This window comes from Arthrobacter sp. PsM3, assembly GCF_030433895.1.
Lineage (GTDB): Bacteria > Actinomycetota > Actinomycetes > Actinomycetales > Micrococcaceae > Arthrobacter.
This window is the reverse complement of the sequence record NZ_JARUXE010000005.1, coordinates 49,745-66,753: the sequence shown is the minus strand read 5'-3', so window position 1 is coordinate 66,753 and position 17,009 is coordinate 49,745. Positions and strand designations below refer to the sequence as shown.

Below are 17,009 nucleotides of genomic sequence, written 5' to 3'. Positions count from 1 at the left end.
CCAAGTCTGATGAGACCTGCGCCACAAGTCCAATAGATAAAGATTGCCTTCTGCATAGATGAGCTCTATGGCCGGATGCATCTGCCCCCCGCCCATACGTATGGGCGTATTCTGCCGGGGCTAGTGGCGGGCCCGCCTCGGCCAAAAACGCGGAGCGGGCGTGTGTCTGCGGCTCAGGCCCCTGGCCGGAGCCGGAGTGACCGGGACCGGACCGCCGGGCTCGGGTCCCGCCGCGGCGGCGGCCCGTCCGTAGCGGACGGCCAGCGGCGCGGCGCTGAACCCGTGGGCCAGGACGCTGAGCAGGACGGTGGCCGTGATGACAGCCACCGCGTCATCGGACACGGCCCCCAGGGTTTCCAGCGCCAGCAGCGCGAACACGAGCGAGGCAAGCCCGCGCGGGCCGAACCAGCCCACAAACAGGACGGTGGACCGGTCGAGGCCGGCACCAATCGAGGCCAGCGCCACCGGCAGCATGCGCACCACCGTGAGGCTGAGCACGGCGTACACGAGAGTCAGGGGGACAAAATTCGCCAGCATCGTCGGAATGGCAATGGCCCCGAAGGCCAGCCACACGAGCAGTGAAACCAGCCCGCCCATCTGCTCGACGAAGACCAGTTCGGCCGGCCCCCGCTGGCCGGCGCACGTGCCGAACGCCAGCCCGCCGCAGAAGGCGGCCACGAACCCGTTGCCGTCCATGGCGAGGGAAGCGGTGTAGGCGAACAGGCTCAGGGCGAGGACTCCGATGCCGGCGAAGTCCTCGAGTGCGGTCCCGCGCCGGCGGGCCTGCTGCAGCAGCCACCCGCCCAGGGCGCCGGCCGCTGCGCCGACACCGGCTCCGATCAGCAGCTCGACGGCGGCGCTGCCGGGGGCCGCGGCGCTCTCCAGGCCCGCCGCGGCGGCCGCACCGGCGATCGCGACCATCACGACCGGGGTGGCGATGCCGTCGTTGAGGCCGCTCTCGACCGTGATCAGCTGGCGGATCCGCGACGGCACCGCCGGATTCGTCACCACGGGGACTCCGAGGGCGGCGTCGGTGGGGGCCAGCGCCGCGCCGACCAGGAGGGCCATCCAGAGCCCGAGCTGAGGGAAGAACCAGGCGGCCAGCACCCACCCGAAAACGATCGTCAGCGGCAGGCCGACCCCCAGCAGCCGCACGTAGCGGCCCACGTCCCGGCGCAGCTGCTGGAGCGGCAGGCGGGCGGCATCGGAGAAGAGCACCCAGACCAGGGTGAGCTCGACCATCGGCGTCAGGCCTGCCGGGGGCGCGGAGCTGTTGACCAGGCCGGACCAGGCCAGGGCTGCGCCGAGAGCGGTGAACACAATAGGTGCGGTCAGGTCCGCCTGTTGCAGCCGTGCCGAAACGAGTGCCCATACGAACAGGGCCGCGGTGATGATGGCCAGGACCGTCACTTCCATGACGGATCCGTGCCCGATCCCTGGTCCGGGCCGCCAAACTCGCGGCGGCGGGGCCCCACGGCCGCGATCCCGCCGCCGGTGCGTGTTTCGGCGTGCTTGACGTTGCGCCGGAGCCTGATGACGTCTTCAGTCCCTGCGCGCAATTCCTGGATCTCCGCATTGGACACGAGTGGTTACTCCCGCGGGTTGCGTTTCCGTGCCACTCCGGGCGTGCTGGAACTGGCCATGCTTGATTTTAGGGCGAACGGACCTGCCCGGGCCTGTGTCCAAAGTCCCGGGCCCTGACATGGGTCGACGACGGCGGGAAAGTCCCGCCGTCGTCGTGTTGCGTCGCCGTTGTGGTGCTAGGCGGAGACCGACTCGAGGTTCGCTGCGCCGTGGTTCAGGCTGAGAGTGAAGGTGTTCGGGCCGCTGGCGTGGACCGCGATGTTGCTCTTGGGGGTGTTGTGCCGCACCGAGAGGTCGTGGATCAGGGCATCCAGCTCGTGGTGCATGCTGGAGCGGTCCCAGAGCTTGTGGGTGACAGAGGTGGCAGTTTCAAACGTCATTGTTCAGGCTTCCATTCATGATTCCGGAGGTCCGGCTGCCGCACCAATGCGGAGCCGCCGTAGGGCCAACCAGGAACGCCTGAGACCGTGGCAGGCTCTGCGAGCTCACCGGTATGGCCTCATTGCGTCCACCAGGATGGGTAAATCTTTGCCGCTGGTCCTTTGGGCACGCTTGGCGTGCGGAATGGCCAGGGCTGCTGCGGAGGGACGTTAAGATCCCCACGTTGCCTTTTCATGATGCACAGCGCCGGGCGGGAGGCTCAAGCCAGATGGCGATTATTGCAGGTGAGACTCATCACAGCCGGGGGGAGGCGCGGGGAGGACAGCCGGGAACACCGGGAACTACGTCGTTGTTATTAATCACAGAACCAAAATGAGCAACAGATACACAGCACTGATAATTCCGGCCCGGATCAGCGAACCCGTCCGGATCGAAACCCTTGAACCCGGCCTGTGCACCCTGCAGGACCTGGTCGGCGGAGACATTGAAACTGTCACCCGCGGTGACTGGCACGTCTACCTCAACGCTGAAGGCGTGATCCGCAACCTTCCGCTGAACCTGCGCGCCGCCCAGTTGATGTACGACTGCGGCCTGGATCTTTCAGGCGTGTCACGGGGCACCGCAGTGTTCCTCGACCACGGCGACCACGGCGAGGAGGCGGACGTTCCTGGTCACCTGATCCGACTCGCGGAAGAATTCTTTGACACGAGGCTGGTGGCCTAGCTGGCCTTAGCCAGGCGTGGGGATTCCACTCAGGGTGTCGATGTAGTCCAGCGTTTTGGGGCTGACGTGCCGTACATCCGCCAGGGCCTCCCGGAGAGCGGTTCTGGTGGCGGGGTCACTGAGCGCGCCTCGGAGTTCCGTCATCGTCTCGATGCCCTGACGCTCGAACACGTACGTGATGTCCTCTACCTGGGCAAGACGGCCGGGGGAGGGCCAGTCGATGACTTCCGAGAGCTTCCCGGTATCGAGGCGCTGGCGGAACCCGCTGGTCGTGGCGGCATCCGGCCATGCCGCAAGGAGAGCTTCCACGCGCGGCTTGACGGTCTCGTGGTAGTTCTGCCGGCGCTGCAACGTGGCATCGACAATGATGGCCCCGATGTGGTCCCAGCCCCGGCTGTCTTCGGCCGGGACGTCTGGGCCGTGCGAGTCGCTAAAGGCCGGAAGGTTGGCATCATCATTGTCGGTAGTCATAAGAGAATACTTCCATGGGCGGTGATGAGCGTGTGGCTCCGCCAGCCGAGATCTCCCCGGGGCAGGCCGCCGGGCACTGCAATGAACGACGGCGTTGGGCTGTTAGGGTTGCCCAAGACCGAGCAGCCGCTCATCGACAAGGGCAAACCGGGTGCGAATCCGCGACGCAAAGCTACGGGACCCTCGCGGTCGGCCGGGCCGCCGATCAACAAGGACCCCACTTTGGTTTCGACCTCGCCTGCCCATAACTCTCCTCAAATCCAGTCCGGTGAGGGGTCCCGCCAGCGGCGCCTCCGCCTGCGACGCCGGTCCGCGGCGGGGACCGTCATGGGCGCATCGGCCCTGCTGGCGATGGTACTGGTAGGACAGTGCCCGGCCTACGCCGCTGACGCCCCGGTGGGTCTGGGAACGGCCGCAGCGTACTCCGTCCTGGGCGGAACAACGGTCACCAACACCGGGTCCACGACCCTGGCCGGAAACCTCGGCGTGAACCCGGGAAGCGCGATCACAGGATTTTCACCGGACGTCGTGGCCGGCGCCACCCACGCGGCCGACGCGCCGGCCCTTCAGGCCCAGTCCGACCTGACCACCGCTTACGACGACGCAGCAGGCAAGGCCATGACCTCCCTCGTGGCCGGTGACCTGGTGGGTAAAACCCTGTCCCCGGGCGTCTACAAGTCCTCCGGCCCGCTGTCAGTCAGCGGGGCGCTGACCCTGGACGGGCAGGGCGACCCGAACTCGGTGTTCATCTTCCAGGTCGCCTCAACCCTGACGACTGCCTCGGCAAGCAACATCGTGCTGACCAACAGCGCCCAGGCCTGCAACGTCTACTGGCAGGTCGCTAGCTCCGCAACCCTCGGTACTGCCTCATCGTTCAGCGGCAACATTCTGGCCCTGACTTCAATTTCGGTTACTACCGGCGCAAAGGTCCAGGGCCGGGCACTGGCTCGGAACGGCCAGGTATCGCTCGAATCAAACGTCTTCACCATGCCGGGTTGCGCCGCAGCGTCGCCCTCGTCCACAACAACCGCCACAGCACCGGCGCCGCCCGCCGCGGCCCCGGCGACGGCGTCCCCCTCGGCTGCCGCCGGGCCCGCAAGTGCAGGGACCGGCCCAAGGACGGGCCGCGGTGTGAACATTGATACCGCCGCAGAAACCCATGACTCAACCGCCGGGACCGTGCTCGGCGCGGCCGCTGCGGCGGGGCTGGTCGGGGTGTGGATGCTGACCAGGGGTAGGCGCCTGTTCCGACGGAACAAGTGACGCCGGACGGGCGGAAGCTCGTGCGGGCACCCAAGGCGGCCACGGGGGCGTCTTCCGGTGGATGACCCGACGGGGTCCGACGGTGCGCGCCACATGGCCTCCGTCCGCCGCCGCCCCCGAACCCGGATGATCTTCGGCGGGGCCCTGGTGGCGGCTGCGCTGGCCGCTGTGGTCGGCCTATCGGCAGCGCCGGGGTCGCCGCCGCCAGCCGCGGGACCCGGCCAAGTGACGCCTGCACCCACTGACGCCCCGGCGAGTGCGACGGTGTCCACCCCGGCACCCCACGGGTCGCTGCCGCTGCACATCACGTACCCGGCCATCGGTATGGACCAGGACGTGCTGCCCCTGACGCCCCAGGACCAAGGGCCGGGGGCGACCATCGTTCCCCCGATGACGGCAGAGGCGTACTGGCTCACCCCTTACGGCAGCCCGGGTTCCACGGACACCACGTACATCATTGGCCACAGCTGGGAAGGCCGCGACTCGGCGTTCAACCACCTGAGCAGCCAGGCAAAGCCTGGAAACCAGTTCACCGTCACGACAGCAACCGGACCGGCAACCTACACCGTTAAGACGATAGCCACCGAAGACAAGAACACGCTCAAAGACAGCCCAATCTGGGACAGGGTCCCCAACCGGCTCGTCCTGGTCAGCTGCTACACCGCCGACCTGCGGGGAACCAACATCGTCATCACCGCTGATCTGGAGCCGGTCCCTTAACGGGGTCGGTTCTCCCCAAAGGCCTTTCTTTCGGTGCGGGCGCGAATGTATCTTCAGTTACATGGGAGCGCCGCTGTCCGGTTGAGGAGAGAACAGTGGAACAGGACCGAAGGCATCACCGCACTGGGACGGGCGACTCCGTAGCGTTCGGTTAGGGTGCGGGATCCCGGTGAGCGGTTTTGTAGACAACATCCTGAACGTCAGCCCTCTGCTGGCCCTGGTGATCGTGGGCTTGTTGGTCTTCGCCGAGGATGCCCTCTTCGTCGGGTTCGTCATTCCCGGCGAGACCGCAGCGGTCCTCGGCGGTGTCGTGGCCAGCCGGGGCAACGTGCCCGTCTGGTCCATGATGCTCCTCGTTGTACTCGCCGCGGTCACCGGGGACACGGTCGGGTACGCAGTCGGCAAGCACCTCGGACCCAGGTTCTTGAATCTGAAGGTTATGAACAGGCGCAGGGCCAAACTTCGGAAGGCTCAGGACTTCCTGCGCCGCCGCGGCGGATTGGCCGTATTCCTGGGGCGGTTTGTCGCATTTTTCCGGGCCGTCATGCCCGCCCTCGCGGGGACCTCCCGTATGCACTACCCGACTTTTCTGGCCTTCAACGTAGCCGGGGGCCTGGTCTGGGGTGCAGGTTGCGTTCTTCTGGGATTCCTTGCCGGTAATTCCTATGAAGCGGTAGTCAAGGCTGTGGGGCAGGACATCACCGCCGTCGCCGCCGCCGCCGTGGTGATCGGCTTGATCATCTGGAAAATCCGCAAATCCCGCGACGAACGCGTGGCTGGCGGAGCATCTGATTCCGGACCCACGGCCGGCAGAGCGGAACGGTGAATATCGACCGGCCGCTGAAGAATCTGAACGCACCGGCACCGGGCTCCATGACAGACTTTCTGCCCTGGAGCCAATGGATTGTCTGGTCATCTACGTCCCTGCCGAAGCGGCGGAAGGAGTCCGGCGGGCCGTTGGCGACGCTGGCGCGGGCAGGCTGGGCAACTACTCGCACTGCTCGTTCAGCGTCGAGGGCACCGGGCGCTTCACCCCGCTGCAGGGCGCGAACCCGGCCATCGGCACGGTCGGTTCCCCCGCGGAGGTGCCGGAGACCCGGATCGAGGCAATCTACCCGCGCTCCCGGCGCACGGCCGTCGTTGACGCCGCACTGTCCGCGCATCCGTACGAGACGCCGGCGTTCATGACCTTCCCGGTCGACGCCGGCCTGCCGCACGGCACCGGTTCCGCGGACCCGAAGCGCTGTTAGCGCGGTGAACCCTGGTCCGCAGGCACCCAGGCCCCCGGGCACCCGGGCACCCAGATCTGCAGGTCCGAGAGGTCAGGGTCTGCGCAGGAACTCCCGCACGGCGTCGACGTACTCCGCGGTCCGCGTGGCCATCACTGCGTGGCCTTCGCCCGCGAAAAGACGGACCTCCGCCGCAGGATAGAGGGCGCGGAGGGCCGCACGCGCCTGCGGGGAAAACGCTTCGTCCCGCTCCGATTGGATCAGCAGTACCGGAGCCGGCGGAACCGCGGAGGTGCGAGCCCCGGGTGTCCCAGCGGCCGGCAGCCGCGCGAAGTCACTCATCTCCCGCAGGGCCGACAGGAGGTCCTCCTTGCGCAGCCGGCCGAGGATGTCCGAGAGCAGCATGTTCCAGAACACCGAGTCGTCCTGTGCGCCGTGGACAAACCAGCGGCGCCAGTTCCAGCCGGTCACCGAACGCACAGCGCTTTCCGGAAGGACGGCGAGTATGCGGATGAGAAGCGGGAGCAGCGGGAGCGGGGCGGCTGAGGGGATTCCGGTGTTCGCGAGCACGAGGCGCCGCACACGTTCGGGATGCCGGCGGGCAAACACCTGGGCCACAAAACCGCCGAACGAGGAGCCCAGCACGTCCGCCTGCGTCACTCCCTCGGCGTCGAGGACCGCGGCCAGGCCGTCAGCGAGCCCGGCCATGCCGGCGCCGGCCGGGTAAGCCGGGGCGATGACTCGGAAATCCCGCTCCAGCGCCTCGATCAGCAGGAGGTACATGTCCGGCACCCTGGTCCCGCCGGAGGGCAGAAGCACGGCCTGCCGTCCTGCGCTGCCGGCAAGGTAGCGCCAGCGCACCCCGTCGACGTCAAGCGAGCGGTACCGGTGGCTGGTCCGGAAGGCGGTAAGCCTGGCGTCCAGCGTCAGAACCGGCGCGGTTGCCGGTTCTGCCTGGCTGCGGGTCGACGCCGGGAGGCGTGGCGGGGCAGCAGGGTTTTCGCCCTTTCGCGGGGGAAGGGGCCGGCCTTCGAGGAAGCTTCCGACGACGTCGGCGTATTCCGTCGGGTGGGTGACGGACGCCCAGTGGCCGCCGCGGCCGAACACGTAGGCCCGGGCACCGGGATAGGCGGCCAGCAGGGCTTCGCGTTCGCCCGATGTGAAGCCCCGGTCATCGGAAGCGGCGATCACCAGCACGTCCTCCCCACGCTCGAAAATCGACGTCGCGGCGTACCGGTCCGGATGTGCCGCCAGATCCAGGAGCACCGCCAGACGCGCCAGCGCCGATTCCCTGGTGTGCGCCGCGAAGAGGTCCTCCGTGTAGGCGGTGAGGAAAGCACGCTCGTCGTCTTCGGCCCCAGCGGCAAGGCGCGCGATCCGCGGACGGTAGAAAGCGGCCAGGGCGGCCTTGGGCAGCATCGAGAAAAGACGGACAAAGGCGCCCACAAGCCGCGTGTGGCCGCGGGTGTAGAGGCCGAACCCGGACAGGATGAGCTTGTCCACCCGCTGCGGATAATGGCGCGAAAAGGCGTGCGCCACGCCGGCGCCGAGGGAGTGGCCGAAGACATTCGCTGACCGGATCCCCTCGGCGTCGAGAATGGCCGCGATCCCGGCCACGAGTTCGGCCATGGTCCGCACCGCGGGATAGGAGGGGGAGAGCACCCGGAAGCGGGGCTCAAACGCGGTGATGGTGCGGAACGCGGAATCACCGAATGCGAAGCCGCCGCCCAGGATAAGAAGTGCCGGCCTCGCTACCTCCGGCGCCGCGGCTATTTCACCCGCGGGGCGTGCGGCGCCTGCCGCTTCAGCCGGGTCGCGCGGCGTGGCGGGGCCGGCGATGTACTTCCATTCGACGCCGCCGACGGTCAGCGAACGGTACGGGTGGGTGGCGCGGAATGCGCGAAGCTCGGCATAGCCGTCCATGGATCCTCCCGCTCACGGCCCGGCCGTTACGCCCGGATGCTCGATCGTGACGGTTCCGGCGTCGCCGTCGACCAGGATCTGCTGGCCGCTGGTGAGCCGCTGGGTGGCCACACCGGTGCCGAGCACGGCCGGAATGCCGTACTCGCGGGCCACGATGGAGCTGTGGCTCAACGGGCCGCCGACGTCGGTGACCACGGCGGAGGCCATCGCGAACAGCGACGTCCACGCCGGTGTGGTGATGCGGGCGACCAGGACGTCTCCGGGCATCATTTGGGCGAAGTCCTCGGGCCCTCTCAGGACGCGGGCGGGGGCACTGACCCGGCCCGAGCTGGCGCCGGAGCCTTTGATGACGTCGGCGGGCTGGTCCTGCGGGGCTGCCGGCATCATGGACCCGAAGGCCCGCTCCATCCACCGGCTCTCGGGCAGCAATTGCGGGGCGGCAACCTTGGCCTGCCCCCGCCAAAGCATCTTGCGCTCCGCCACGGCGCCGGCGCGGACGGGCCCGTCCGCGCCGGTGATTGCCACGGCCGCCGGTGTGCCCGGCCCCGCGAGGCCGAACTCGACGGCGCTGCGCAGCTCCCGGTGGCGCAGCCAGAACACGTCGCCGGGCTCGGCGACGACTCCGGAGTCCACCAGCCGACGTCCGAGCTCGAACAACATCCGCCGCAGCAGCGGCCAGGCCAGGCCGACGTCGGCCAGGGCGTCTTCGCGGATCGGTGCGGCACGTTGGGCCCACCGGAGCAGCCGGAGGAACGCGGCCCGGCGGCCCGGCCCCAGCCGGGCGACCGTCCGGCTGGTCTGGTCCTCCCTGCGGGCGGCGGCCAGCCGCTGGCGCTCATGTGGGTCGTTGCCCTGGCCGCGCAGGTAGAACTTCACCGTCTCGAGCAGCGGGGAGGGATCGTCGGCCGGCACCGGGGTGAGGAAGTCCAGGTTGTAGACCGAATGGCCGAACCGGCCCAGGTGGTCCTGGAAGCGGGGATGCCATTGCTGCCAGAGGGCCGGGTCCATCCCGGCCGGCGGGAGCCCGGTGCGCTCCGACTCAACCAGTGCCGCCGTCGGTTCGTGGAGGATCGCCGGGGCCAAGCCCGGAACTTCCCGGGCCCAGGCTGCCAGGCCGTACAGCGACTTCTCCGCCCGGATGGGTTCGCTGTCGTAGCCCAGGAGGAACGTCTGGGCGGGGGGATCCCCGTCCCGGCGCACGAGCCTGTCGTAATACGTCCGGAAGGAGATTTCGCTGGTGGCCGCGACGGGAATGATGGACTGCACGGCCGTGTAGTACACCGTGCCGGCGTCCAGCAGGGCCTGCACACCCGCCAGCAGTTCCTCGCCGGAAAGCTCCCCAACGGGTTTCGCCGACCAGTCCTGGATCACCTGCTCGTAGCGGGGGTGCGAAAATTCCCGCCAGCCGGTTACTCCCATGTGCGCCTTGCCGCGGGCCAGCGAGCGGACCGCGGTCAGGGACTTGGCCGTCACGCGCCACATTGCCGCGGTGCGGTAGTAGTAATAGGCGTAGCCGTTGATGGTGGGCAGCCCCACGTCGTTCTCGCGGATGACGTTCTTGCCGACGGCGTCGGTCAGCAGGGCACGCAGCGACCGGGACACCGATCCATCGATGAGGTCGGCGAACAGCGGCGAGAGCGGGTCGGGCAGCTGTTCCACGATGCTCGCCCGGAAGTAGAGCCCCTTCGGATAGGGCACCGTCCAGGTTGCCGGGGTGTCGGCCGCCGGTTCGGGCAGCGCGGTGATGGCCCGGGACTGCAGGATGAAGAACTCGTCACCGGCCCGTGCCCATTCGATGTCCTGCGGTACGCCGAAAAGTTCCATGATCCGGGTCCCGAAGCCGGCCAGCTCGGCCGCCGCCCGGTCGTCCAGCACAGGCCGGTGACGGCGCTCCGCCGGCACCGGCTGCTCCCGGGTGCCGTGGTCCGCGTAGACGGTCATGGTCTCCTTGTCAGCTGTGCGGCGCGACAGCACACGGCCCGTCCCTGCTTCGACGACGATGTCATCCGTGCTGACCGTTCCGCTGACCACGGACTCGCCCAGGCCCCACGCCGCACTGATCACCAGCTGGTCGCGGCGTCCGTTGGCCGGATTGGCGGTGAACATCACCCCGGCGGCCTCGGCCTCGATCATGCACTGGACCACGACGGCGAGGCGCACCGTGTCCGGTGCGATGCCCTCACGGGCCCGGTACGCCATGGCACGGGCCGTCCACAGCGAAGCCCAGCAGTCCGTCGCGGCCGCGGCCAGGGCATCCACCCCGACGACGTTGAGGTAGGTTTCCTGTTGCCCGGCGAAGCTGGCCGAGGGGAGGTCCTCGGCCGTAGCGGAGGACCGCACCGCCACGGCTGCATCCCCGTCGCTTAGGCGCCGGTAGGCGGCGCCGAGTTCCGCTGCGATCGCGGCCGGCATGGTTCCGGCGCCGAACAGGGCGCGGATCCGTTGCGAGGCATCCTCGTAGTCCTGCGGTGACGCCTCAGGCGGAAGCGCGGCCAGCGCCTGGATGCCGGCCCCGAGGTGGTTGGCTTCCACGAACTCGGCATAGGCTGCGGTGTTCAGCACAAACCCGGCGGGGACCGGAAGCCCCGCCTGAATGAGGCCGCCCAGGCCGATCCCCTTGCCGCCGGCCAGGGCGACGTCGCCCGGCCCCACATCGCCGAGGTAATTGACGTAGGTCATGAGTATGACTCCTTCTGCCCGGAGCAGGTGCGCCTACATTGAGCCTGATGCCCAACATACTGGCACTGCCGCAAGCAAGAGACCAGAGCTGCGATTGCCGAGCGGGAATGGAACGCCGCAGCAACCTTCCCCAGCTACGAGCTGGTGCTGGATGCCAGCACGCCCAGGCCGAGTGCGGCGATGATGCCACTGCTGCCGCGGTCGAGCCAGCTGCTCACCCGGGGGCGCTCTAGCCAGGCCATTGCTTTCACTGCCGCGATGGATACGGCCACCAAATAGAGGAAGCCGATGGCGCTTTCGATCACACCAAGCACCATGGCGGTGTCCAAGGTGTTGCCGCCGTGCGGAATGAACTGCGGAACGACGGCGAGGTAGAACAGGCCGACCTTGGGGTTGAGCAGCGTGGAGAGCGCGCCGGCGCCGAACCCTCCCCTTCGGCTGACGGCTCGGCGGGGAGAGTGCCCGGCCGTTGCGGAAGGTGTTGCCGCGCGGCGGCCCCGGATCAGCGACGATATTCCCAAGTACAGCAGGTACAGCCCGCCTGCGATCTTGAGCCAGCGGAACACTTCCGCGGAGTCCTCCAAGACGGCGGCGAGCCCCACTCCCACCAGCGTGGCCCAGATCAGGGATGCCACAGCCGAGCCGAGCGCCGCGGCAATGCCGGCTCCGGCACTATGCAGCGAGATCCGCAGCACTAGAAAGGTATCGGGGCCGGGGGTGACGGAAAGCAACAGGCACAGCCCGGCAAAGGCAGACAGGGTCACAGCGGTCATGCGCACCATTGTCCGGGTGCCGGCCGTCAGGGTGCAATGGTGTCAGCACTGTGGCGGCCGGGTTCCCGCCGTGGCTCAGCCCCCGATGCCCGTGCTGAGGCTGAGGTCCCGCCACTGGTCCAGTTCCGCGCGCTCTGCCTGGGCGACCGCCGCAAAGGCGTCGAAGGCGTCTTTGCCGAGGACCATCAGCGACGGCGGGTTCGGACTTTCGACGACCGTCAGGATGGCTTCTGCGGCCTTTGCCGGGTCGCCGGGCTGGGTGCCGTGGACCGTGTCCTGCTCCTTGCGCCGTTTCCCGGCCGTGTCCGCATAGTCCCGGAGCGCCGTCGCCGACTGGGTGAGCGACCGGCCGGCGAAGTCCGTACGGAAGGCACCGGGCTCGATGACGGTGACGTTGATGCCGAGCGGCTGGAGTTCCTTGTGGAGGGACCCGGACAGGCCCTCCAGGGCGGCCTTGGTAGCCGAGTAATATCCGGAGCCGGCCGGTGAAATGCGGGCTCCGATGGAGGAGATGTTCAGGATGGACCCCGCCCTCTTCGCGCGCATGTCCGGGAGGACCGCCTTGATCATGTCAACGGCGCCGAAGACGTTCGTGTCGAACAACTGCCGGATGTCGGCGTCGTCCGCTTCCTCAACTGCGGCGCGGTAGCCGTAGCCGGCATTGTTGACCAGCACGTCGATGCCTCCGAAACGCGTCCGGGCCTGTTGCACCACGGAGCTGATCTGTGCCCGGTCGGTGACGTCGAGGGGGAGAGTTAGCGCCGTGTGGGGGAAGGCTGCGGCGATGTCCTGCAGCGTGCTGGGGTTTCGTGCTGTGACGACGGCGTTGTGGCCGTGGGCGAGCACTGCCTGGGCGAGGGCCCGGCCGAGTCCGGTCGAGCATCCTGTGATGAGCCAGGTAGCCATGAGGGTGGTCCTTTCGTGGGGGATGGCGGCGGCGAGGGGTTGGGTGCACCTCGACGTCCGAAGGGGTGGCGTGCGCTGGGGGCGGGGGCCTTCAGCGGCGGCGTGCCGCCGCTTGCAGCCCGTTGGCACCGTAGCTGTTGCCATCGGGATTCATTGTGAGACCGGGGGCGACTAGTTCGTCGGTCCGAGTCATCGCTGTCCTTTCTCGTCGTGGGGATTCATCTCCATCCAACAGGAGATGCTCCCCGGGCGGGAGGGGCTGTTGTTACAGGTACTGACAGTGCCTCCCGCACCCGGGGGAAGGATTCTAGGGTGGACATATGGATAACCGGAAAGAGGTCCGCGAGTTCCTAGCTTCGCGCCGTGCCAGAGTCAGCCCGGAGCAAGCCGGGCTGCCCGCCCACGGCGGAAACCGGCGCGTGCCCGGCCTCCGCAGGGAGGAAGTTGCCCTCCTCGCCGGTGTCAGCATCGATTACTACATCCGGTTGGAGCGGGGGAACCTCGCCGGTGCCTCGGGGAGCGTCCTTGACGGCGTCGCCCGGGCGCTGCAGCTGGATGAGCCGGAGCACGCGCACCTGATCGACCTGGCCCGGGCCTCAGGCCCCGCACCGCAGCGGCGGAGCCGGCCCGTGCAGCAGCAGATCCGGCCGACCGTACAGAGAATTCTTGACGCGATGGGTGATGTTCCGGCCTATGTGCGCAACGGGCGCAGGGATATCCTGGCCGCCAACCCGCTCGGCCGTGCGCTGTATTCAGAGCTTTACGCCGATCCGGTCCGGCCCGTGAACGTTGCCCGGTTCGTGTTCCTGAGCCCGCGGGCCCGCGACTTCTTCCTGGACTGGGACCGCGCCGCCGCGGACCTCGTGGCCAACCTGCGCATCGAGGCCGGCCGCAGCCCATACGACCGGGCACTGACCGACCTCATCGGCGAACTCTCCGTGCGCAGCGAGGAGTTCCGGGCCCAGTGGGCCGCGCAGAACGTGCGTTTTCACCGGACCGGCGTCAAGGCCGTCCACCACCCCGTGGTCGGCGACCTGGTCCTGTCCTTCGAAGCCATGGACCTCCCGGCCGATCCCGGTCTTTCTCTCATCGTTTACAGCGCCGAGCCCGGTTCCGCCGCCCAGGATGCCCTGCAGCTGCTCGCGAGCTGGACGGCCACTACCAGCGACGCAACCGTGCCGGCACCGCAGAACAGGAGTTCATCGTGAGCGATGTCATTGTTGTTATCGGGGCGGGGTCGATCGGTCAGGCAATCGCGCGGCGCGTCAGCTCCGGCAAGCAGGTGGTGTTGGCGGACCTGTTCCAGGACAACGCCGACGCGGCGGCCGAGGTGCTGAGCAACGCCGGTTTCCAGGTCAGCACACTGACCGTCGATGTCTCTTCGCGACCCTCCGTTCGCGCTTTGGTCGAGAGGGCCGCGGCCTTGGGCGATGTCACGGGTGTCATCCACGCCGCAGGTGTCTCGCCCAGCCAGGCGTCGCCGTCGACCATCCTGGCCGTGGACCTGTACGGGACTGCTGTGCTGCTGGAGGAATTCGGAAACGTCATCGCCCGTGGCGGCGCCGGTGTGGTCATTGCCTCGCAGTCAGGGCACCGCCTGGGCGCGCTGACTCCCGAGGAAAACACCGCCCTCGCCACCACGCCGGCCGACGAGCTGCTGGCGCTGCCAATGCTCCAGCCAGACCAGGTCACTGACTCCCTCCACGCCTACCAGCTGGCCAAACGTGGCAACTCGCTCCGCGTGATGGCCGAAGCGGTTCGGTGGGGCAAGCGGGGCGCGCGGATCAACACGATCAGCCCCGGCATCATCTTCACCCCGCTCGCCAAAGACGAGCTGACCGGCCCCCGCGGCGCGGGGTACCGGCGCATGATCGAGTTGTCCCCGGCAGGGCGGGGCGGCACTCCGGACGAGGTCGGCACCGTAGCCGCGCTCCTGTTGGGCCAGGACGGCGCGTTCATCACCGGCAGCGACTTCCTCATGGACGGCGGCGTCACGGCGTCCTACTTCTACGGCGAACTCGCCCCGCAGTGATCAACCGCTCCGACCCGTGGCACCGGACCGCTGGCATCGCGTGGAAACGTGCTCGCGATGACAGCCCGCACTGCTGATGCGAAGTCGGCTGCCAGCCGCGCGAGTGCGCCGGCGTGGGGCATCCGTTGTCCGCGGAGTTCCGCCTCCAGGCCTGAGCAAAAAAGGGTCAGCTGCTCCGCGCCGAGCATGGCCGAGCTTGCCTTGAGGACGAGGACGGCGTTCAGGGCGGAGACTGGGTCGGACTGGCTCAGCGCATCGTCCACGCGGATGAGGCGGTCCTCAAGAAGGTCGAGGAAATCATCCGCGAACCTGGCCGCGGCAGCAGGGCCGACATGATCGATCAGAGACTGCAGCTCTCCGGGGTTCAAAACCGGTGTTGGTGCGGCGCCGACGCCGGAGGGCGCCTTCGTGCGCTCGTGCTCATGCCCTGGAGCCCCGGGCAGCGGTCTATTCATAGCGTCCCCCAACGTCATGCTGCCCAGCCTAGTCCGCGATCCGGGACGGTCACAACGAGCCGGTTGCGCCGGCCCGTCCCCGGGGGGCGGACCGGAAGAGGCCGACGGCGGCCAGGAGGGCTCCTGCCCCTTCCGCGACCGCACTGAGCGACTTCTCGAAAAACCACACCGGATCGTACATCGCCGGGAACGGACCGAAGGCCGGAACATCAACGTAGCGGTACAACACCACGGCGACGAAACCGCTCAGCGCCACAATCAGGGCCAGGGCGTAGGAGGCTCTGCTGCCCCGGATCAGAACATAGAGCCCTGCCAGCACGGCCGCGGCGGATTCGAGCAGGAACAGGGTGCCCTGCCCGATCCCGCCGGGGGAGGCGGCCTGATAGCCCGGGGCCAGATGGATATGGACGCCGGCATCGATGAACAACGCGACGGCTGTCAGCACCCGCAAGGCCATGTTCATTTAACCGTCAGCGTCCCGTGCATATTGGGGTGATAGGTGCAGTGGTACGCGTAGGTGCCCGGCGCCGACGGGGCCGTGAACGTGGCAGTCCCGCCGCCACCCCGGACATCCACGTCAAATGCCGAGCCCTGGTCCGCAGTGACGGTGTGGGCCGCGTTGTCCATGTTGGTGACCATCACAACGGCGCCCGGTGCGACCGTCACCGGGGTGCCGAAATCGAAGTTCCTGATAGTGATGGTGGCCGCCGCCGTCGCGGCGCTGGCAGCGCCCGCCGTCGTCGTGCTGGCCGCCGGCGCGGTAGCCGCACCGGAACTTCCGCCGCCCTGGGCGCATCCGCCCACGAGGAGCATCGCCAGCAGCAGCGCTGCGGCCCGGGACTGAATCGCTTTCATGGTGTACCGCCCTCGACGCCGGAACCCAGGGCCGCGTGGCCCTGCCTGTCCTACAAGTCTGCGCGCAGCTGGCCAAAATGACTCCGGCGGCCGGGCAATTCGGGAACGTCCGGCGGCCGATGGTTGTTATTCACTTCGTAGGAGTGCGTTTCTTGGGGGCAGGTGGCGGTCATGGCGAAGATTGCGGTGGTGGTCGGATCCACCCGGCCGGGCCGGCTCGGAAAGCCGGTGGCTGACTGGGTCTATGCCCGCGCGACGGAACGCGCCGACGCCAGTTTCGAGATGCTTGACGTGGCCGACTTTGGTCTTCCGCTCCTGGACGAGCCGTTGCCGCCCTCCCGGGGACAGCACGACCACGCCCACACGATCGCCTGGGCCGAGGCCGTGGCCCGCTTCGACGGCTACATCTTCGTCACCGGCGAGTACAACCATTCCATTCCAGCGTCCCTGAAGAACGCCCTGGACTTTCTCTATGGGGAGTGGAACAACAAGGCTGCAGCCTTTGTCAGCTACGGGAGCGCGGGCGGCATCCGCGCCGTGGAGCACCTGCGGCAGGTTGCCGGCGAACTGCAGATGGCGGACGTGCGGGCCCAGGTGGCATTGCCGCTTGCCACCGAATTCGAGGACTACCGGACGTTCACACCGTCGGACAAGGCGGAGCGGGCCCTGGGGATCCTGTTTGACCAGGTCATCGCCTGGTCGGACGCACTTAGGGTCCTGCGCCACCGGCCGGACCCGCCCCCCGGCACGTAGAGCCCGCGCACCCGCGGGCCCCTCCCGCGCCCGCGCTGGCAGCTTCGGCCGCGACCAGGGTGACGGCCGCATCCATGTGCGCGGCCTTGCCGAAGAACCGGTCGCCGACGATGCCCTTGCCGGCCACCAGCTCGACCCGTTCGGCGTCTGTCGTGGGGACGTCAGCTGCGCCTTCGCGGGAGCGGCCGAAGTAGGCGTGCGCCGGGGACACGAGAAGGTGAAGGACCTCGACGTCGTACCTGTAGCTTTCGGGCATGCCCCA

19 protein-coding genes, 1 pseudogene and 1 riboswitch are annotated in these 17,009 nt (G+C 68.4%); of the genes and pseudogenes, 8 read left to right on the top strand and 12 right to left on the bottom strand.

What is annotated here, in order from left to right:
• Positions 1-120 precede the first annotated feature (120 nt).
• The 3 genes from QCD75_RS03600 to QCD75_RS03590 form a co-directional block, all read right to left on the bottom strand.
• A complete protein-coding gene (locus QCD75_RS03600; RefSeq protein WP_301225807.1) occupies positions 121-1,416 on the bottom strand; it encodes a cation:proton antiporter in 1,296 nt (431 codons plus the stop codon).
• Positions 1,407-1,583, bottom strand: coding sequence for a hypothetical protein (locus QCD75_RS03595; protein ID WP_301225806.1), 177 nt, complete (start codon positions 1,581-1,583; stop codon positions 1,407-1,409). Before QCD75_RS03595 ends, QCD75_RS03600 begins: the two co-directional genes overlap by 10 nt.
• 177 nt (positions 1,584-1,760) lie before the next feature.
• Positions 1,761-1,964, bottom strand: a complete 204-nt coding sequence (locus tag QCD75_RS03590; RefSeq protein WP_226758765.1) for a hypothetical protein — start codon at positions 1,962-1,964, stop codon at positions 1,761-1,763.
• Between the two features lie 373 nt (positions 1,965-2,337).
• Here QCD75_RS03590 and QCD75_RS03585 point away from each other — a divergent pair, with 373 nt between their 5' ends.
• Positions 2,338-2,688, top strand: coding sequence for a DUF3846 domain-containing protein (locus QCD75_RS03585; protein WP_301225805.1), 351 nt, complete (start codon positions 2,338-2,340; stop codon positions 2,686-2,688).
• Between the two features lie 6 nt (positions 2,689-2,694).
• Here the strand turns inward: QCD75_RS03585 and QCD75_RS03580 are convergent, their stop codons facing one another.
• Positions 2,695-3,159: a hypothetical protein gene (locus tag QCD75_RS03580; protein ID WP_301225804.1), complete on the bottom strand. Its 465-nt coding sequence runs from the start codon at positions 3,157-3,159 to the stop codon at positions 2,695-2,697.
• A 131-nt stretch (positions 3,160-3,290) separates the two neighbouring features.
• Positions 3,291-3,365: riboswitch (cyclic di-GMP riboswitch) on the top strand.
• Positions 3,366-3,486: 121 nt separating this feature from the next.
• Between QCD75_RS03580 and QCD75_RS03575 the strand changes: the two genes are divergently transcribed.
• The 4 genes from QCD75_RS03575 to QCD75_RS03560 all read left to right on the top strand — a co-directional run bounded on the left by QCD75_RS03575 (position 3,487) and on the right by QCD75_RS03560 (position 6,392).
• Complete coding sequence (locus QCD75_RS03575; protein ID WP_301225803.1) at positions 3,487-4,422, top strand: ice-binding family protein; 936 nt, start codon at positions 3,487-3,489, stop codon at positions 4,420-4,422.
• 93 nt (positions 4,423-4,515) lie between these two features.
• Positions 4,516-5,142, top strand: a complete 627-nt coding sequence (locus QCD75_RS03570) for a class F sortase (RefSeq protein WP_301225802.1) — start codon at positions 4,516-4,518, stop codon at positions 5,140-5,142.
• A gap of 169 nt (positions 5,143-5,311) precedes the next feature.
• Positions 5,312-5,968, top strand: coding sequence for a DedA family protein (locus tag QCD75_RS03565; RefSeq protein ID WP_301225801.1), 657 nt, complete (start codon positions 5,312-5,314; stop codon positions 5,966-5,968).
• 73 nt (positions 5,969-6,041) lie between these two features.
• Complete coding sequence (locus QCD75_RS03560) at positions 6,042-6,392, top strand: hypothetical protein (protein ID WP_301225800.1); 351 nt, start codon at positions 6,042-6,044, stop codon at positions 6,390-6,392.
• Between the two features lie 72 nt (positions 6,393-6,464).
• Here the strand turns inward: QCD75_RS03560 and QCD75_RS03555 are convergent, their stop codons facing one another.
• The 4 genes from QCD75_RS03555 to QCD75_RS03540 all read right to left on the bottom strand — a co-directional run bounded on the left by QCD75_RS03555 (position 6,465) and on the right by QCD75_RS03540 (position 12,652).
• Complete coding sequence (locus QCD75_RS03555; RefSeq protein ID WP_301225799.1) at positions 6,465-8,294, bottom strand: alpha/beta fold hydrolase; 1,830 nt, start codon at positions 8,292-8,294, stop codon at positions 6,465-6,467.
• 12 nt (positions 8,295-8,306) lie between these two features.
• On the bottom strand, positions 8,307-10,973 hold the full coding sequence (locus QCD75_RS03550; protein WP_301225798.1) for a PEP/pyruvate-binding domain-containing protein: 2,667 nt from the start codon (positions 10,971-10,973) through the stop codon (positions 8,307-8,309).
• A 134-nt stretch (positions 10,974-11,107) separates the two neighbouring features.
• Positions 11,108-11,746, bottom strand: a complete 639-nt coding sequence (locus QCD75_RS03545) for a LysE family translocator (RefSeq protein WP_301225797.1) — start codon at positions 11,744-11,746, stop codon at positions 11,108-11,110.
• Positions 11,747-11,821: 75 nt separating this feature from the next.
• Positions 11,822-12,652, bottom strand: a complete 831-nt coding sequence (locus QCD75_RS03540; RefSeq protein WP_301225796.1) for an oxidoreductase — start codon at positions 12,650-12,652, stop codon at positions 11,822-11,824.
• A 320-nt stretch (positions 12,653-12,972) separates the two neighbouring features.
• On the opposite strand from QCD75_RS03540, the gene QCD75_RS03535 reads away from it, so the two are divergent.
• Positions 12,973-13,860: a helix-turn-helix domain-containing protein gene (locus QCD75_RS03535; protein WP_301225795.1), complete on the top strand. Its 888-nt coding sequence runs from the start codon at positions 12,973-12,975 to the stop codon at positions 13,858-13,860.
• Positions 13,857-14,684 (top strand): SDR family oxidoreductase, encoded by an 828-nt coding sequence (locus tag QCD75_RS03530; protein ID WP_301225794.1) that lies wholly within the window; start codon positions 13,857-13,859, stop codon positions 14,682-14,684. Before QCD75_RS03535 ends, QCD75_RS03530 begins: the two co-directional genes overlap by 4 nt.
• Here the strand turns inward: QCD75_RS03530 and QCD75_RS03525 are convergent.
• Genes QCD75_RS03525 through QCD75_RS03515 form a run of 3 tightly spaced genes read right to left on the bottom strand, consistent with a single transcriptional unit; the run spans position 14,660 to position 15,994 of the window.
• Positions 14,660-15,139: an Hpt domain-containing protein gene (locus tag QCD75_RS03525; RefSeq protein ID WP_301225793.1), complete on the bottom strand. Its 480-nt coding sequence runs from the start codon at positions 15,137-15,139 to the stop codon at positions 14,660-14,662. The two genes, QCD75_RS03530 and QCD75_RS03525, sit on opposite strands and share 25 nt — an antisense overlap.
• Positions 15,140-15,188: 49 nt before the next feature.
• Positions 15,189-15,602 carry a hypothetical protein gene (locus QCD75_RS03520; protein ID WP_301225791.1) on the bottom strand — a complete coding sequence of 138 codons (414 nt, stop codon included), beginning with the start codon at positions 15,600-15,602 and terminating at the stop codon, positions 15,189-15,191.
• Complete coding sequence (locus QCD75_RS03515; protein ID WP_301225789.1) at positions 15,599-15,994, bottom strand: cupredoxin domain-containing protein; 396 nt, start codon at positions 15,992-15,994, stop codon at positions 15,599-15,601. Before QCD75_RS03515 ends, QCD75_RS03520 begins: the two co-directional genes overlap by 4 nt.
• A 171-nt stretch (positions 15,995-16,165) precedes the next feature.
• Here QCD75_RS03515 and QCD75_RS03510 point away from each other — a divergent pair, with 171 nt between their 5' ends.
• Positions 16,166-16,747 carry an NADPH-dependent FMN reductase gene (locus QCD75_RS03510; RefSeq protein WP_301225787.1) on the top strand — a complete coding sequence of 194 codons (582 nt, stop codon included), beginning with the start codon at positions 16,166-16,168 and terminating at the stop codon, positions 16,745-16,747.
• Between the two features lie 22 nt (positions 16,748-16,769).
• Here the strand turns inward: QCD75_RS03510 and QCD75_RS03505 are convergent.
• Positions 16,770-17,003: pseudogene (locus QCD75_RS03505) on the bottom strand (molybdenum cofactor biosysynthesis protein); the annotation flags it as partial.
• Positions 17,004-17,009: the final 6 nt, after the last annotated feature.

What these genes read in the sequence shown, in the direction of transcription:
- QCD75_RS03585 (WP_301225805.1), top strand. Translation starts at nt 2,338, where the DNA reads ATGAGCAACAGATACACAGCACTGATAATTCCGGCCCGGATCAGCGAA.
- QCD75_RS03580 (WP_301225804.1), bottom strand. Translation starts at nt 3,159, where the DNA reads ATGACTACCGACAATGATGATGCCAACCTTCCGGCCTTTAGCGACTCG.
- QCD75_RS03535 (WP_301225795.1), top strand. Translation starts at nt 12,973, where the DNA reads ATGGATAACCGGAAAGAGGTCCGCGAGTTCCTAGCTTCGCGCCGTGCC.
- QCD75_RS03560 (WP_301225800.1), top strand. Translation starts at nt 6,042, where the DNA reads ATGGATTGTCTGGTCATCTACGTCCCTGCCGAAGCGGCGGAAGGAGTC.
- QCD75_RS03525 (WP_301225793.1), bottom strand. Translation starts at nt 15,139, where the DNA reads ATGAATAGACCGCTGCCCGGGGCTCCAGGGCATGAGCACGAGCGCACG.
- QCD75_RS03515 (WP_301225789.1), bottom strand. Translation starts at nt 15,994, where the DNA reads ATGAAAGCGATTCAGTCCCGGGCCGCAGCGCTGCTGCTGGCGATGCTC.
- QCD75_RS03520 (WP_301225791.1), bottom strand. Translation starts at nt 15,602, where the DNA reads ATGAACATGGCCTTGCGGGTGCTGACAGCCGTCGCGTTGTTCATCGAT.
- QCD75_RS03510 (WP_301225787.1), top strand. Translation starts at nt 16,166, where the DNA reads ATGGCGAAGATTGCGGTGGTGGTCGGATCCACCCGGCCGGGCCGGCTC.
- QCD75_RS03590 (WP_226758765.1), bottom strand. Translation starts at nt 1,964, where the DNA reads ATGACGTTTGAAACTGCCACCTCTGTCACCCACAAGCTCTGGGACCGC.
- QCD75_RS03545 (WP_301225797.1), bottom strand. Translation starts at nt 11,746, where the DNA reads ATGACCGCTGTGACCCTGTCTGCCTTTGCCGGGCTGTGCCTGTTGCTT.
- QCD75_RS03550 (WP_301225798.1), bottom strand. Translation starts at nt 10,973, where the DNA reads ATGACCTACGTCAATTACCTCGGCGATGTGGGGCCGGGCGACGTCGCC.
- QCD75_RS03555 (WP_301225799.1), bottom strand. Translation starts at nt 8,294, where the DNA reads ATGGACGGCTATGCCGAGCTTCGCGCATTCCGCGCCACCCACCCGTAC.
- QCD75_RS03570 (WP_301225802.1), top strand. Translation starts at nt 4,516, where the DNA reads ATGGCCTCCGTCCGCCGCCGCCCCCGAACCCGGATGATCTTCGGCGGG.
- QCD75_RS03575 (WP_301225803.1), top strand. Translation starts at nt 3,487, where the DNA reads ATGGGCGCATCGGCCCTGCTGGCGATGGTACTGGTAGGACAGTGCCCG.
- QCD75_RS03540 (WP_301225796.1), bottom strand. Translation starts at nt 12,652, where the DNA reads ATGGCTACCTGGCTCATCACAGGATGCTCGACCGGACTCGGCCGGGCC.
- QCD75_RS03600 (WP_301225807.1), bottom strand. Translation starts at nt 1,416, where the DNA reads ATGGAAGTGACGGTCCTGGCCATCATCACCGCGGCCCTGTTCGTATGG.